The 15,394-nt window shown below is 48.7% G+C and carries 12 protein-coding genes; 4 read left to right on the plus strand and 8 right to left on the minus strand.

The window, feature by feature from the left end; all coding sequences use genetic code 11:
- Window positions 1-583: 583 nt before the first annotated feature.
- Entirely contained in the window at window positions 584-1,504 is a 921-nt protein-coding gene (locus tag ACO6VE_RS17230) for a transposase (protein ID WP_422444023.1), read from the plus strand.
- Between the two features lie 3 nt (window positions 1,505-1,507).
- On the opposite strand, the gene ACO6VE_RS17235 is transcribed toward ACO6VE_RS17230, so the two are convergent.
- Complete coding sequence (locus ACO6VE_RS17235; RefSeq protein WP_422444025.1) at window positions 1,508-2,314, minus strand: DUF3050 domain-containing protein; 807 nt, start codon at window positions 2,312-2,314, stop codon at window positions 1,508-1,510.
- A 157-nt stretch (window positions 2,315-2,471) separates the two neighbouring features.
- On the opposite strand from ACO6VE_RS17235, the gene ubiA reads away from it, so the two are divergent.
- The 3 genes from ubiA (at window position 2,472) to phoR (ending at window position 5,744) form a co-directional block, all read left to right on the plus strand.
- Window positions 2,472-3,377 carry a 4-hydroxybenzoate octaprenyltransferase gene (ubiA, locus tag ACO6VE_RS17240; protein ID WP_422444027.1) on the plus strand — a complete coding sequence of 302 codons (906 nt, stop codon included), beginning with the start codon at window positions 2,472-2,474 and terminating at the stop codon, window positions 3,375-3,377.
- A gap of 233 nt (window positions 3,378-3,610) precedes the next feature.
- Window positions 3,611-4,300 carry a phosphate regulon transcriptional regulator PhoB gene (phoB, locus tag ACO6VE_RS17245; protein ID WP_101748266.1) on the plus strand — a complete coding sequence of 230 codons (690 nt, stop codon included), beginning with the start codon at window positions 3,611-3,613 and terminating at the stop codon, window positions 4,298-4,300.
- Window positions 4,301-4,415: 115 nt separating this feature from the next.
- Complete coding sequence (phoR, locus tag ACO6VE_RS17250) at window positions 4,416-5,744, plus strand: phosphate regulon sensor histidine kinase PhoR (RefSeq protein WP_422444029.1); 1,329 nt, start codon at window positions 4,416-4,418, stop codon at window positions 5,742-5,744.
- A gap of 113 nt (window positions 5,745-5,857) precedes the next feature.
- Here the strand turns inward: phoR and ACO6VE_RS17255 are convergent, their stop codons facing one another.
- The 7 genes from ACO6VE_RS17255 to pdhA form a co-directional block, all read right to left on the minus strand.
- Complete coding sequence (locus tag ACO6VE_RS17255) at window positions 5,858-6,298, minus strand: H-NS family nucleoid-associated regulatory protein (protein WP_209277133.1); 441 nt, start codon at window positions 6,296-6,298, stop codon at window positions 5,858-5,860.
- A 369-nt stretch (window positions 6,299-6,667) separates the two neighbouring features.
- Window positions 6,668-8,170 carry a SpoVR family protein gene (locus ACO6VE_RS17260; RefSeq protein WP_163371990.1) on the minus strand — a complete coding sequence of 501 codons (1,503 nt, stop codon included), beginning with the start codon at window positions 8,168-8,170 and terminating at the stop codon, window positions 6,668-6,670.
- Window positions 8,167-9,444: a YeaH/YhbH family protein gene (locus ACO6VE_RS17265; RefSeq protein WP_101748263.1), complete on the minus strand. Its 1,278-nt coding sequence runs from the start codon at window positions 9,442-9,444 to the stop codon at window positions 8,167-8,169. Before ACO6VE_RS17265 ends, ACO6VE_RS17260 begins: the two co-directional genes overlap by 4 nt.
- Window positions 9,445-9,520: 76 nt before the next feature.
- A complete protein-coding gene (locus tag ACO6VE_RS17270; RefSeq protein WP_101748262.1) occupies window positions 9,521-11,443 on the minus strand; it encodes a PrkA family serine protein kinase in 1,923 nt (640 codons plus the stop codon).
- A gap of 510 nt (window positions 11,444-11,953) precedes the next feature.
- Entirely contained in the window at window positions 11,954-13,045 is a 1,092-nt protein-coding gene (locus tag ACO6VE_RS17275; RefSeq protein WP_422462516.1) for a dihydrolipoamide acetyltransferase family protein, read from the minus strand.
- Between the two features lie 247 nt (window positions 13,046-13,292).
- Window positions 13,293-14,276 carry an alpha-ketoacid dehydrogenase subunit beta gene (locus tag ACO6VE_RS17280; RefSeq protein WP_209203214.1) on the minus strand — a complete coding sequence of 328 codons (984 nt, stop codon included), beginning with the start codon at window positions 14,274-14,276 and terminating at the stop codon, window positions 13,293-13,295.
- Window positions 14,269-15,393 (minus strand): pyruvate dehydrogenase (acetyl-transferring) E1 component subunit alpha, encoded by a 1,125-nt coding sequence (pdhA, locus tag ACO6VE_RS17285; RefSeq protein ID WP_422462518.1) that lies wholly within the window; start codon window positions 15,391-15,393, stop codon window positions 14,269-14,271. Before pdhA ends, ACO6VE_RS17280 begins: the two co-directional genes overlap by 8 nt.
- Between the last annotated feature and the right edge of the window lies 1 nt (window position 15,394).

A 15,394-nucleotide genomic window follows, 5' to 3' on the forward strand; every position in this document is an offset into this window, starting at 1 on the left:
TCATGAAGGGGCTGATATTGCAGGGAGCACCTGAACCAAAAGCAAAAGGCAAGCGAGTTAAACCTGGTGAACAGCCAAAACGAAAAATGATCAGCATCCGGAGTTTATTTCCTGATACGGCATAGTTACCAATAAAAAACCATTTTCTTCAGTGTATTTAAATTAACCTATTGATCAGTTTTTTTTCTGATGGTTCTGGTTGTGTCTAAAAAATCAATAAAACAATTAAGGGAAAATCGTAGCTTCTCAAAAAGTGCTGGGAACCGATAAAAATATACAAAACAATAGTACTGTATCGGTGATTACCAAGGGCTTTAGATACTTGGTAGTTTGGTTACCCAGCAGTTTTTGAGAAGCTACGGAAAATCTTCATTTTTCTATTTTTTGCGGGAATTGCTGGCCTGGTTACGGTTATGATTCTCCGAAATGTCGTGACTATATTCAATGAACCGAGAAACCTATGTACGGGACAAAAAATCTGGAGGCCAGAGCTGGCAAGAGTTTAGATGGGATGAGCTGACTTCCCATGTAAGGTAATCTATGCGGTCTCTAACCTCCGAACAGATTATCGTAGTAGAAGTACATGGAAGAAGTCAGCTCATTAGCCAAGGAGCTTAAAGCTCATCTGCCCTGGCATCAAGCCCGGATTATATTTCTTGCACAATTCATTCTCGGCTTGATACGTGGGCGCTCATGCAATCTTTATCGTGTGGCAGAAGAGTTCCAAGGTCAGTCTCAGGCAGAATCAAGCTATCGCCGCATAAAGCGCTTTTTTGCCGGTTACACCTACTGTTATGAGCAGCTGGGTAAACTGATACTTCACTGGCTGAATCTCGACAGATACACACTCTGCATGGAGCGAACCCTGAAATTGATTCCAGCGGATAAGATAGATGAGCTACTTGCTGATCGTGAATTCATTGGCCGTGACTGGTTCAAATGGCTGGACAATCAGGGCATCGTCTGTCGACTGCGAATCAAGGAAAGCACTACTGTACTGGGTAACTGTGGCAAGAATATCAAAGCCGCACAATTATTTTGGAACATAAAGCTTGACCAGACAGTGACCTGGCACAGCAAACGCAAAGTCTCAGGTATTTATCTGTATATTGCTGCAAGGCGCACAATCAAGGGGCTTTTAATTGTCGTGGCAACCCAGAAACCAGACACCATGATTGAGGACTACTTTAAGCGTTGGTCGATAGAAACGCTGTTTGGTTGCCTGAAAAGTCGAGGCTTTGATCTTAAGTCTACCCACATGACGGATCTAGACCGCATGGAAAAGCTAATGGGCATGCTTGCATTGACATTTGCCTGGTGTTTGATTGCTGGTCACTGGCATTATGGTGAAGCGAAAGAACTCCCTCTGAATAAGCATATGCGGCCAGCCAAAGCTCTGTTCAGACTGGGAATAGACATGCTCCGCAGGGTTTTGAAAAACGAAGGTTCAAAAAATGATCAGATTGGATTTCAGACCCTGCTTCAGGTTTTGTCCCGTACATAGGTCTCAGATAAAACCGGGTAGTATAGGCTCTGCTTTGTCAACAGCCCCCTGTCCAGCGGTAACTTTGTCCAATTGCTTCTCAAGACCATCCCAAAATCTTATTCGTGCTGAAATAGCCTCTTTCGCCTTGGCAACGGCCGATGCTTCGGCAGTTTTGTCCCCATTTATAGACTGTTTCAGCAGGTTCTCTGCTGCCGGGCCATGCTCATTCCCATCAAGGTCAATATGTCTCTCAAGGTAGTAGGTCATGGCAGGAACGGACGCCGGGGGGATTTCCCAATGATTCAACAGGGAAGAAAACATCTGCGGAATGGCATCTTCACGGCCGAAAAGAAAATAACTGGCCACTTCCGGTAACGAACCATACTGGGCGATCTTCAGCGTATCCGAAACAAATGCCTGAATGTATTCCGGTACCTCAGCAACCACCAGGGCCTGCTGCCAGGGAACCCCTGTCTTGATGCTATAAATTACCTGTTCGATTTTGCTGGTATCCGCGGATACTTCATTCATGGCAGCGAGATACATTTCCAGATGACTCATGGGCGTGCCATGAAGATCCTTATCCGTCTCTTCATAGAGAATAATTTCATTAATGAAGCGGGCAGACGGGGCATCCGTAACTGGCACCCAGGGTAGCTGCATGGAAGTAAACTCAAGCTGCAATCTTTTCGCCAGCGACATAAAATCCCATACAGCAAATACATGAGCTTCCATAAAGGCCGACAACGTCTCCACACTGTTAATTTTCTGGTAGATGGAGTGATTGAAAAGTTGTTCTTGAAGAGGGCGTAAGTCTTCTGTAAACATGATAGTCTCCCGCTATAAGCAATTTGCTCTGGTAGGCCGACAAGACTACATAGATATTGGACACATGGCAGCCTGTGCTCATTTTTTTATCGGCAAAACATGTGTCGGCTGGAAGGCCCTGACTATATTTCCAAAACACAGAACTCCAAGGGCGCAGATGAAATTTATACAATCGATAACAGGCGCTGATAAATGTGCAGAGCTGCTGGATCAGCACGTACCACGCTGGAAAGACTTTATTCAACTGGCTCGCCTTGATCGCCCCATTGGCATTTATCTACTGCTATGGCCAACACTCTGGGCGCTCTGGCTCGCGGCCGAAGGCATACCCTCTGTTGGTAATCTGGTGGTTTTCATTCTTGGGGTGGTGCTGACCCGCAGCGCTGGCTGTGTTGTTAATGACTATGCTGACCGACATTTTGATGGTCATGTAAAACGAACCCGGCAACGTCCGTTGGTGACCGGAAAGATAACCCCGAAAGAAGCCCTGATATACGCCGCCAGCCTGTTTTTCGTGGCCTTTCTCCTGGTGTTGACCACCAATGCCCTGACCATCTATCTCTCCTTTGCCGCCCTGCTACTCGCCTCAGCCTACCCTTTTGCCAAACGACACACGTATCTGCCGCAAGTGGTATTGGGTGCCGCATTTGGCTGGTCCATCCCCATGGCATTTGCCGCCGAGGCCGACACACTGACCACTCAGACATGGCTGTTGTTTATCGCCAATCTGTTATGGACTGTCGCCTACGATACCCAGTATGCCATGGTGGACCGAGATGATGATCTGCAGATCGGCATTAAGTCCACCGCCATTTTATTTGGCGAAATGGATAATCTGATTATTGCCTGTTTTCAGACGTTTACCCTGATAGCCCTGCTGATGCTGGGTTTACAGCTGGAATTAGCCTGGCCATTCTATGTCAGCCTTGTTGCCGCCGCCGCAGGTTTTACCCACCAGCAATGGTTAACCCGCAACCGTGAAAGGGATCCTTGTTTCAAAGCCTTTCTTTCTAATCATTGGGTTGGTGCCGCCATATTTCTCGGTCTGGTCTGTTCTCTGTGATGACTGACTGAAACACCTGAATTTGAAGGTTGAGCCGAAAGCGCTCAACCTTCACCTCCCCTTTATCACTTCAACGACGGGAAAACAGTAACTCATGGGTTGGACAACCCGCAAAAAGTCCATCAAATTTTCCTCAACGTCATTTTTCTGTAACATTCCCTCGCTGTAATACCTGTCATAAAGATAAACGGTTACCAAAGCAATCTTCTCTCATTCAACCCCGGGGTATTCTCATGTCTGGCAAAACAATTCTAATTGTGGATGATGAAGCACCCATCAGGGAAATGGTCGCTATGGCGCTGGAAATGGCTGGTTATCAGTGCCTGGAAGCAGCTGATGCAAAGCAGGCGCACTCACTGGTGGTGGATAACCGACCCGATTTGATCCTTCTGGACTGGATGCTACCGGATATCTCGGGTATCGAACTGGCCAGACGACTTAAGCGTGACCAGCTGACAGCAGAAATTCCGATCATTATGTTGACCGCCAAAGGGGAAGAAGACCATAAAATCCAGGGGCTGGAAACCGGTGCGGATGATTACATCACCAAGCCTTTCTCCCCCCGCGAGCTCGCTGCCCGACTTAAGGCCGTACTGCGCAGAACTCATGGAATGGACGAACAGTCGGCTATCGTCGTCAAAGGACTGGAACTGGACCCTGTCAGCCACCGGGTCAGTATTGATGGCAACCCGGCCGAAATGGGGCCAACGGAATACCGGCTGCTGCAGTTCTTCCTGACTCATCAGGAGCGAGCCTATTCCCGTGGGCAGTTGCTTGACCAGGTCTGGGGTGGCAATGTGTATGTTGAAGAGAGAACGGTGGATGTCCATATTCGCCGCCTGAGAAAAGCGCTGGGCAGTGGCTATGAGAATTACATTCAAACCGTCAGAGGTACTGGCTACCGTTTTTCCACTAAAGCGTAGAATGCTGGAATTCAATGAAAATGGCTTCAGTGACGTTTTCCTCATCACCACCTGATGACATAAGAATGATGGTCAGGATCAATCACCATAAGCTCAACAAACTGCGGAACTGCCTGTGACCACCTCTGCCCGATCCTGGTTTACTGGTCGAATAGTGTCAATGCTTGCCATCGGGCTGCTGGTCGGCTGGCTGGCGGACCGGATTTTTCTGGGGCTTTTTCTTGCCACATTATTCTACCTTCTCTGGAGCCACCAGCAACTGCACCGATTGCTGATATGGCTTGATAAGGCTGCCCACAAAGAGCTGGATCCCCCGGAAAGCACAGGCGTATGGGGTGAGATCTTTGACGGTATTTATAGAATTCAGCGCAAACACAACCGCTCAAAACAGCGACTTGCCAGCGTGATAGAACGCATACAGGATTCAACGGCAGCATTAAACGACGGAATCGTCATGGCCGACCAGAATGGTTCCCTTGAGTGGTGGAACCGTGCCGCCGGAGAGTTACTGGGCCTGCAAATGCCCGATGACCAGGGACAGCTCCTGACAAACCTGGTCAGAAATCCAAAATTTGCCCGCTATATGAACAATAGCCACGGCAAAGAGCCCATTAAGATCGATTCACCGGTGCATGAGAGCCGACAGCTTCAAATAGCCATTACCGTTTATGGGCAGGGCAATCGACTTCTATTGGTCAGGGATGTCAGCCGGTTGCATCAGCTTGAAATCATGAGAACCGATTTTGTTGCCAATGTTTCCCATGAATTGAGAACACCTCTAACCGTGATTTCCGGTTACCTGGAGACCATGAGTGACGGTATAGCAATGAATCCGGATACACCGCCCATCTTTAATCGTGCCCTTGGTCAAATGCAGGAGCAGGCAACCAGAATGCAGCGACTGATTGAGGATCTTTTGTTACTTTCACGGCTTGAAGCGACGGAACCGGAAAGAATAAGTCAGTCAGTGACGCTTAAGTCTCTGCTTGCCGGTATCGTTAACGACGCCAAAGCATTGAGCGGTGAAAATCAGCACCAGTTACAACTTGAATGCGACGATGATGCCTTATTAACGGGTGATGCCGTGGAGCTGCGCAGTGCCTTTTCTAACCTGGTTTATAACGCTATCCGCTATACCCCGTCTGGAGGAAAGGTGCAGGTGAAGTGGTGGCAGGATCAGGAAGGTGGACACCTGATGGTTCAGGACAATGGTGTTGGCATTGACCCCGTTCATATTCCAAGACTGACTGAGCGTTTTTATCGGGTGGATAAGAGCCGCAGTCATGCCACAGGGGGGACCGGTCTTGGACTGGCGATTGTAAAACATGTGTTATTAAGGCATGAAGGTCGTATCAGTATCAGTAGTCATCCGGGAAAAGGCAGTCGTTTTATATGTCACTTTCCCCTGTCGAGAATCAAGCATGCCAACGTCGTCAACGTATAGCAGGCCGGTTGAACACGATCTTTCCGGTAAATGATGATATTAACGCCGTATTTGCCAAAATAGAAAATAAAAAAGGGTCTGCAAGACCCTTTTTTATTCAGAGCGAATAAAACTTACTCTTCGATCTGTTCCAGAGCGCAGTCCAGACGCTTCTTGCCAGTACGCTCCAGGTACGCCTGGAAATCACGTGGCAGACGGCCAGTAGTGGCACCTTCCCACTTAATGCGCTCACCCGCTTCGTTCTCGTATTCAAAAGTGTACTTTTGAATGTTTCTGCGACGCTTCTGTACTGTCTCTTCCGGTTCCAGATTACCCACACCCAGATCATTCATGGAAACACCACGGTCGGCCATAATCTGCTTGATGGCTTCAATGCTTTCCTGCTTCTTCTTACGCTTCTCTTCGTCTTTGGCACGCGCTTCCTGCTTCTCAGTCAGCACATCGTTCAGACGGGAAATGATGCGCTCCAGATCTTCCGCGTGTACATCTTTAAACAGTGAGCGAATACGGGTTTTGCTGCTGAGGCGATGCAGAACTTCTTCAAAAATATTCATTTACTCTACGACTCCTTGGTCTTGATAGAACTTCCTACTTAGGAATAAAGATGTTCAATTCGATGAACTTTATACAGCAAGATTTTTTTAGATGGAAGTACCATTATATAAATTTTAAAAATAATGTGAATCACTGATAGTAAAAACTGTCAGTTTATTAATCCAAAATCAGGCAGGTTGTTTTTTTGATCAAAAGGAATAAGTTGTATAACTCCGATATGGATCATGTTGAATGGGAACCACAAAGGACACAAAGAGCACGAAGAAGAGCTTTTCTTTTCCTTTGTGCTCTTTGTGTCCTTTGTGGTTCAAAAATTAATGGATAGTTACTTAATATTTACCGTAAGCGTACCAGCAATCAATCGACGTTTATTTGCGTTTCTTATTCTCACTGCACTGCCAGCTTTGAGTGACTGCGCCATTTTCAAACGACTCAATCTCCACATCAAACTGCCAGATCCGGTGTATATGCTTCAGCAGCTCATCGGTCTCTTTTCCCAATGGCCGACCTTCATGCTGGTAATGACGGAGGGTCAGCATGCGGTCACCCCGGATATTGACATTATAAACCTGAATGTTTGGTTCCCGATTGCCGAGGTTATACTGAGCGGCCAGTGACTCACGGATGGCTTTATAGCCTGTTTCATCGTGAATACTGTCCACCTCAAGATAAGTGCGGGACTCATCATCCAGAATTGAAAACAGTCTTAAATCTCGCATCACTTTGGGTGACAGAAACTGCAGAATAAAGCTTTCATCCTTAAAGTTTTTCATGGCAAAGTGCACAGTATCCAGCCAGTCGCTACCGGCAATATCCGGAAACCACTCCCGGTCTTCATCGGTAGGGTTTTCACAAATACGACGAATATCCATAAACATATTGAAGCCGAGGGTGTATGGATTGATACCACTGTATTGCGGGCTATCAAAAGGCGGCTGATAGATAACACTGGAATGGGAGTGAAGAAACTCCAGCATAAAACCATCGGACACCTTGCCCTCATTGTATAGCTCATGCAGAAGGTGGTAATGCCAGAAACAGGCCCACCCCTCATTCATCACCTGAGTCTGTTTCTGAGGGTAGTAGTATTGGGCAATTTTTCTGGCTATTCGCAACAGCTCCCGCTGCCAGGTTTCCAATAACGGTGCATTCTTTTCCAGGAAGTAGAGCAGGTTTTCTTCCGGGTCTTTAGGAAAGCGCTCTTCCTGTTCCTGCTCATCTTTCTCAACCTTTGGAATGGTGGTCCAAATGTCGTTCAGAGTCCTCTGGATATACTCCGCCCTCTCTTCCTGCCGGGCCTGTTCCTGCTCAGCGGATAAGGGCCGGGGCCGTTTATATCGATTCACCCCCTGATTCATTAATGCATGGCAGGCGTCGAGTATTTCCTCGACCGCCTCAATGCCATACTTCTCTTCACATTGTGCAATATAATGTTTAGCAAATAACAGGTAGTCGATAATGGACTCGGCATCAGTCCAGGTTTGAAACAGATAGTTCCCTTTAAAGAATGAATTATGACCATAGCTGGCATGGGCTAATACCAGTGCCTGCATGGTCATGGTATTTTCTTCCATTAAATAGGCAATGCAGGGATTTGAGTTGATCACAATTTCATAGGCCAGCCCCATTCTGCCCCGTTGGTAGTTTTGCTGGGTATGAAGAAAGTGTTTACCAAAACTCCAGTGGTTATACATTAATGGCATACCCGTTGAGGCATAGGCATCCATCATCTGTTCAGAGCTGATAATCTCAATTTGATTCGGGTAGGTTTCAAGGCGGAAGCGATCAGCAAGACGGGCCAGTTCCCTGTCGTATTCCTGAATTAGCTCAAACGTCCACTCCGGTTCACTGGAAATCAACTGGCTGCTCATGCATTTTCCTTTTTTTCAAACAGTTTACGGAAAACCGGGTAAATATCACTGGGCGATTTAATCTGCTGCATGGCAAAGTGATCTTTAAACTTCTCCGCTACACTCTGGTACTCACGCCATAAATTCTGGTGGGCACGGTCGGTGATTTCCACATAACAGTAATACTGAACCTTCTGCATAATCTGCTCGGTGAGAATCTTGGTGCAGACACTGGAATCTCCTTCCCAGTTATCACCGTCCGATGCCTGGGCAACATAGATATTCCAGTCCACCGGGCTGTAACGCTTGTTGATCACATCACGGGTCATTTCCAGGGCACTGGAAACAATGGTTCCCCCGGTTTCCCTGGAATAGAAAAAGTCATCCTCATCCACTTCTTTAGCGGCTGTATGATGACGGATAAAGACCACTTCAATCTCTTTATAATTACGCTGCAAAAACAGATAGAGCAGAATAAAGAAGCGCTTGGCCATGTCTTTGATGTCCTGAGTCATGGATCCGGACACATCCATCACACAAAACATCACGGCCTTATTACTGGGCGAAGGCACTTTGACCATGTTGTTGTATTTCAGGTCAAAGTCATCAATAAATGGTAGTCTTTTCAGCTTGGCATTGAGCTCTTTTATCCGTTCTCTTAATTCAACAACTCGTTGCTGGTCCGTTTCATCCGGGCTGACTTCCATTTCCCGGAGCTCTTTTTTCAGTGCCCGTATCTCCCGGCGATCACCACCGGATAAGGCAATACGCCGGGCATGGGCTGAACGCAGGGAGCGCACCACATTCAGGCGGTCCGGAGAGCCTGCTGTCGTATACCCTGCCTGTCGAATCTTGAATTCCGTCATATCCTCCAGCTGCTTCCGAACCAGGTTTGGCAGCTCAAGGTTATCAAACATATGCTCCAGGAACTCATCATGATTTATCTGGAAGCTGAATTCATCCATCCCTTCGCCGCTGTTGCCAGCCTTGCCCTTACCGCTTCCGGAGCCACTGCCGCCTGATGGCCGCTTGATACGATCACCACTGACAAACTCCTTGTTGCCCGGATGAACCTGCTTATAACGCCCACCCTGACCGTGCCGGAATACCGGCTCAGAAAGATCTTTTCGGGGAATGGTGACTTCGCTGCCAGAAACCACATCAGTAATGGAGCGTTTATTCACAGCATCAGACACTGCTTTCTTGATGTGCTTCTTATATCTCTCAAGAAACCGCTGGCGATTGACGGTACTTTTGTTTTTTCCATTCAACCGTCGATCGATAATAATACTCATGAACACGCTCCTTGTGTGTCCTTTATGACAAACAGGGCGAGAATCCATTCGCCCTGCCTCTCTACCCGGACGGCAGTTACTGCGACTTGCGCACCCGGATATACCATTCAGCCAGTAACCTGACCTGTTTCTCGGTATACCCTCTCTCTACCATGCGCTTAACAAACTCATTGTGCTTGCGCTGATCTTCCTGGCTGCCTTTGGCATTGAATGAGATCACCGGAAGCAGGTCTTCCGTATTGGAGAACATTTTCTTCTCAATCACGGTGCGCATTTTTTCGTAGCTGAGCCAGCTCGGGTTTTGGCCATTGTGATTGGCCCTGGCCCTGAGCACGAAATTAACGACTTCGTTACGGAAATCTTTTGGATTGGCGATACTGGCCGCTTTCTCGATTTTCTCCAGCTCATCATTGATGGCCGAGCGGTCGAGAATATCACCGGTTTCAGGGTCACGGTACTCCTGATCCTGAATCCAGAAGTCAGCATAGGTGATGTATCGGTCAAAAATGTTCTGCCCATACTCGGAGTAAGACTCAAGATAGGCGGTCTGAATCTCTTTGCCCAGAGACTCAATGTATTTGGGTGCCAGGAACTCTTTCACATAGCGCAGATAACGCTCATGCACCTCTTTCGGATACTGCTGCTGCTCAATCTGCTGCTCCAGTACGTAGAGCATGTGCACGGGGTTAGCGGCAATTTCCGTAGGGTCAAAGTTGAATACCTTGGAAAGAATCTTGAAAGCAAAACGGGTAGACAAACCTTCCATGCCCTCATCAACACCCGCTGAATCCTTGTACTCCTGCAGCGGCTTGGCATTGGGGTCGGTATCTTTCAGGTTTTCACCATCATAGATCCGCATCTTGGAATACACATTGGAATTTTCCGGCTCCTTGATGCGCGACAGGACGGTAAACTTGGCCAGCATTTTCAAGGTATCCGGTGCACAGGGGGATTCCTTGAGTGAGCTATTAGCCAGCAGCTTTTCATATATATGAATCTCTTCCGTCACCCGGGTGCAGTAAGGCACCTTGACGATGTTCACCCGGTCAATAAAGGCTTCATTGGTCTTATTATTCCGGAATGATTGCCACTCGGATTCATTGGAGTGGGCAAGAATAATACCGTTATAAGGAATGGCACCCATGCCTTCGGTACTGTTGTAGTTACCTTCCTGGGTCGCGGTCAGCAGCGGGTGGAGTACCTTGATGGGTGCCTTGAACATTTCCACAAACTCCATCATGCCCTGATTGGCACGGCAGAGTGCGCCAGAGAAGCTGTAGGCATCCGGGTCATCCTGAGAGTATTCTTCCAACTGTCGTATATCCACCTTGCCCACAAGGCTGGATATATCCTGGTTGTTCTCATCGCCGGGTTCGGTCTTGGCAATACCCACTTGATTCAGAATACTGGGATGCAGCTTCACCACTCTGAACTTGGTGATATCACCGCCAAACTCATTTAACCGCTTAACCGCCCAGGGTGACATGATGCCGCCCAGGTAACGATTGGGAATGCCATATTCTTTTTCCAGAATGTCGGCATCTTCATCAGGATTAAACAGATTCAGAGGTGACTCAAAAACCGGTGAACCTTTGATTGCATAGAATGGGACTTTCTCCATCAATGCCTTCAGCTTTTCTGCCAGAGAAGACTTACCACCACCCACTGGCCCCAGAAGGTAAAGTATCTGTTTCTTCTCTTCCAGCCCCTGGGCAGCGTGCATAAAGTAGGAAACGATTTGCTCAATCGCCTCTTCCATTCCATAAAATTCACGGAATGCCGGATAACGCTTAATCAGTTTATTGGAAAATATACGACTGAGCCTTGGGTCCCTTGAGGTATCCACCATCTCCGGCTCACCAATGGCCATAAGCATGCGCTCTGCCGCATTGGCATAGGCAGAAGAATCCTGCCTGCACAGTGCCAGATACTCTTCGATGGTCAGCTCTTCCTGCTGGGTTGATTGAAATCTCTGCTGATATGTATTGAAGATGTCCATGCCTTCACCCACCTTTGTCTGCTTGAATTCCTGAACAACGACCAGGAACGTTTGACCGATAGCTCATCTGGAAGCTTATCCTTCTCAATTACGCTATCGGCAGAGTCAGAACTTTGACCACATTTTTTTATAACTTTTATTGAGTAGCTATGAATGCCAGAAAAGCAGTTCATGCTGATCAACAATGCTATAGAAAAAGGTGGCATATAATGCCCGTCCGACAAACCAGAGAACTCGGTGTCATGACCGGCAAAAGCGGGATACGAACATTCAGTCGAAAAAATCTGGCCTACATTGATGCACTTTTCATAACAACTTATAACAACGGACTTCCTTGCAGCATGCTGGCAGAGATATTATTCTTCATCGCTCACAACTTCTGGTGGTCTCGCACTTAGCCTTGGAAAAGCTGCCCGACAAGCGTGGCACTATCAAAACAACCCTGCGTTTTTAACCGCAAAGTGATAGCGCATTTTTTCTTGCCCCAGAATTTATAATGTGGATTTTTGACTACTTCTGCAACTGTTGAATCATTGCATGGAGGAAACGTGTTGCTTCACCACCCGTTGCTGCGCGGTGATCAAACGACAGTGACAAAGGCAGGGTACGGTGGCTCTCAGGCTTGCCATCAACGCTGACGATTTCTTCCCTTAACCGGCCAACACCGATGATACAAACGGTTGGCGGCACAACAACCGGTGTCGCGTATTTTCCGGCAAAGACACCAAAATTACTTAACGTGATGGTTGCACCCTGAAGCTCTGAGTTTGGCAGACTTCTGTCTTTCACCCCTTCCCTGAGCTTATTGATACTCTCTCGTACTTCTGCTTTCTTCATTTTTGCCACATCACGCATCACCGGAACGAGTAGTCCCTCGTCACTATCTACCGCCAGGCCCAGGTCAACAGCATCATGAAGCTGACGGCTCATGGAAGCGCCATCAAACCAGGCATTAAGCGCAGGCTCCACGGCACTGGCTTTGGCAATTGCCTGAATCAGACGAACAGTGATGTCTTCTTTATCATCCCAATGATCAATATCCACATCATCAAACAGCGTTACCTGAACGACGGAAGCATGAGATTTTGCCATGGTGCGGGCCATATGCTTGCGGACACCTTTCAATGGCTCTGGATTGTCCAGGGGATAGGCAATGGCAGGTTGTGCAGCGGTTCTACGATTTGTGACAGCACCCAGATCCACCTGGAATTGCTCAGCCAGTGATTGAAGCCCACTTTGAACCTTATGAGATGAAGACGACGGTGGCATCTGGCCATCCGCTGGTGAGCCAATAATAAAAGCATCATCGCTATTGGTGCTGGCATCATCACTGACCAGTTTGCCGACTACCGTACCGCTATCTTCCCCATCGGTGACAAACTCCACCAGCGGGGCTCCGGTAAGAATAGTGTCACCGGGTTGGCCAAAAAGACGGGCGATCACTCCGGTGCAGGGTGCAGGAACTTCCACAACGGCTTTGGCTGTTTCGACTGAGACCATCGGCTGATCTTCCCTGATGCTATCCCCTTCTCCCACATGCCATTCGACAATATCGGCTTCAGGAATACCTTCCCCTAAATCGGGTAAATTGAAAAAGCGCATGAATGTACCTTTTTATTATAAAAATACTGACTGCTTCTGGTTTTGCAGTCCTACAGGTTCCTAGTACATCGTTTCAATGAGTTTGACGTTTACAATCTCCGTTCACCCTGAGCGGAGTCGAAGGGTGCTTGGCACGATCTATCAGAGTCCGGAGTTTCCGCCTTTAGGCCCTATGGGTCCTTCGACAGGCTCAGAACGAACGGAGTATGGAGGCACGACAACCCGTCAAACTCATTGAAACTATGTACTAGTGCCTGGCAAGACTCTTGATCGATGCCCTGACAATATCATCGACCTGGGGCAGATAATGGTCTTCCATCCTGTAGTAGGGCATTGTCGTATCAAAACCGGTCACCCGTTCAACGGGGGCCTTCAGATCATCAAACGCCCTTTCCATAAGACCGGCAGCAATCTCGGCCCCCACACCAAAACTCCGACAAGCTTCATGAACAATGACACAGCGTCCGGTCTTTCTGACTGACGTCAGAATAGTCTCCATATCAAGAGGCTTGATGGTAGCCACATCAATCACTTCTGCAAAAATGCCATGCCCCTCCAGAATGTCGGCTGCCTCCATGGTTTCACGAACCGATGCCCCCCAACTGACCAATGTGACATCCTGCCCGACTTTTAACGTGAAACAGGTGTCCAATGGCAGCGGGTCACTGGCAGCATCAATTATCTGCTTACTTGCCCGGTAGATGCGCTTTGGCTCCAGGAAGATAACCGGATCCGGCTCATTAATGGCAGCACGAAGCAATCCATAGGCTCTGACCGGTGACGATGGAATAACCACTCTTAGCCCGGGAATATGGGCAAACAGTGCTTCGGTGCTTTCCGAATGATGCTCCGGGGCGTGGATACCTCCGCCGAAAGGAGCCCGCAGCACCAGGGGACACGCCAACCGCCCCCGGGTTCGGTTTCTCATGCGTGCTGCGTGGCAGATTAATTGTTCCATTGCCGGAAAAATAAACCCCATAAACTGTATTTCCGCCACCGGTTTCATCCCCTGGGCAGCCATACCCACACTGATACCGGCAATCAGGGTTTCCGCCAGCGGGGTATCCATCACTCGCTTGAGGCCATATTTATCCCGCAGCCCCTGGGTTGCCCGAAAGACACCACCATTGACCCCAATATCTTCGCCAAGCAACACAACATCCGGATCATTGTCCATAGCATGATCAAGCGCCAGGTTGACGGCCTCAACCATGGTCAGTTTGTTATCCATTGAGATGGCCTCCGGCTGATTTCATGTTTTCCTGACGCATCTGCTCTCTGGCAAGCGCCTCGTTTTTCTGTTGCTCCAGTTGGGCTGGCATATTCGCGTAGTGATAATCAAACAGGTCTTCAATAGCGGGCAGCGGAGTGTTCAGGTAGGTTGCCACGGCCTGCTCAATGATACGGTCAGCCTCATCTTTTAAAGCCTGTTCTTTGTGCTCATCCCACAACCCCCGGTGGTGCAGGAAGTTACGAAGCCGCTTGATGGGTTCTTGTTGCCAGGCCTCCTTGAGCTCTTCACTGGCACGGTAACGGCTGGCGTCATCGGCCGTGGTGTGATCGCAAAGCCGATAGCTGACCGCTTCTATCACGGTAGCGCCCTTACCCTGGCGTGCACGGTCAATAGCGGCGCTGACCACTTCATGGAGGGCAATAACATCATTACCATCCACCTGGTAAGACGGCAGGCCAGCGGCCAGCCCTTTCTGGGCCAGCGTCGGTGCACCGGACTGAATTTTTCTGGGAACCGAAATCGCCCATTGGTTGTTGTTAATGATATAAACCACGGGCAGCTGCCAGGCACCGGCCAGATTCAGGGCTTCGCCAAAATCCCCTTTCGACGTAGCGCCATCACCCAGTGCACATAAGGCCACTTGCAACGGGTCACCGGCCTCATGGCGGATTTTAATGGCGGTGGCGATACCGGCCGCGTGGCCAGCCTGTGTCGCAATGGGAACACAATTCGGTAGATCCTGACCCCAGGCCGGACTGGCACTCCCACGCTCATCACCACCCCAGTAGAGCATGACATCACTCAGAGCGATGCCTCGTCGCATCAACCCCGGAAGATCCCGGTAATAAGGAATCAGAACATCTTCTTTTTCCAGCAGGGCAGCACACACGGTGCTGATGGCTTCCTGTCCAAGACAGGAAGGGTAAGTGCCCATCTTACCGGTCCGCTGCAATGCCACCGCTTTTTGATCGGCCTGCCGGGCGATCACCATGGAACGGTAGTAATCAATGAGAATGTCGTGATTGCTGACCCAGGCTGGCAGCCGCTTGATGACTTCGCCTTCAGCATCCAGAAACTGCGCCATGGCGAGGGAAGGGTTTGCTGTTAAATCCATT

Origin of the sequence: Endozoicomonas sp. ALB115, assembly GCF_049310245.1 — a bacterium.
In the GTDB taxonomy this organism is placed as follows: Bacteria; Pseudomonadota; Gammaproteobacteria; order Pseudomonadales; family Endozoicomonadaceae; genus Endozoicomonas.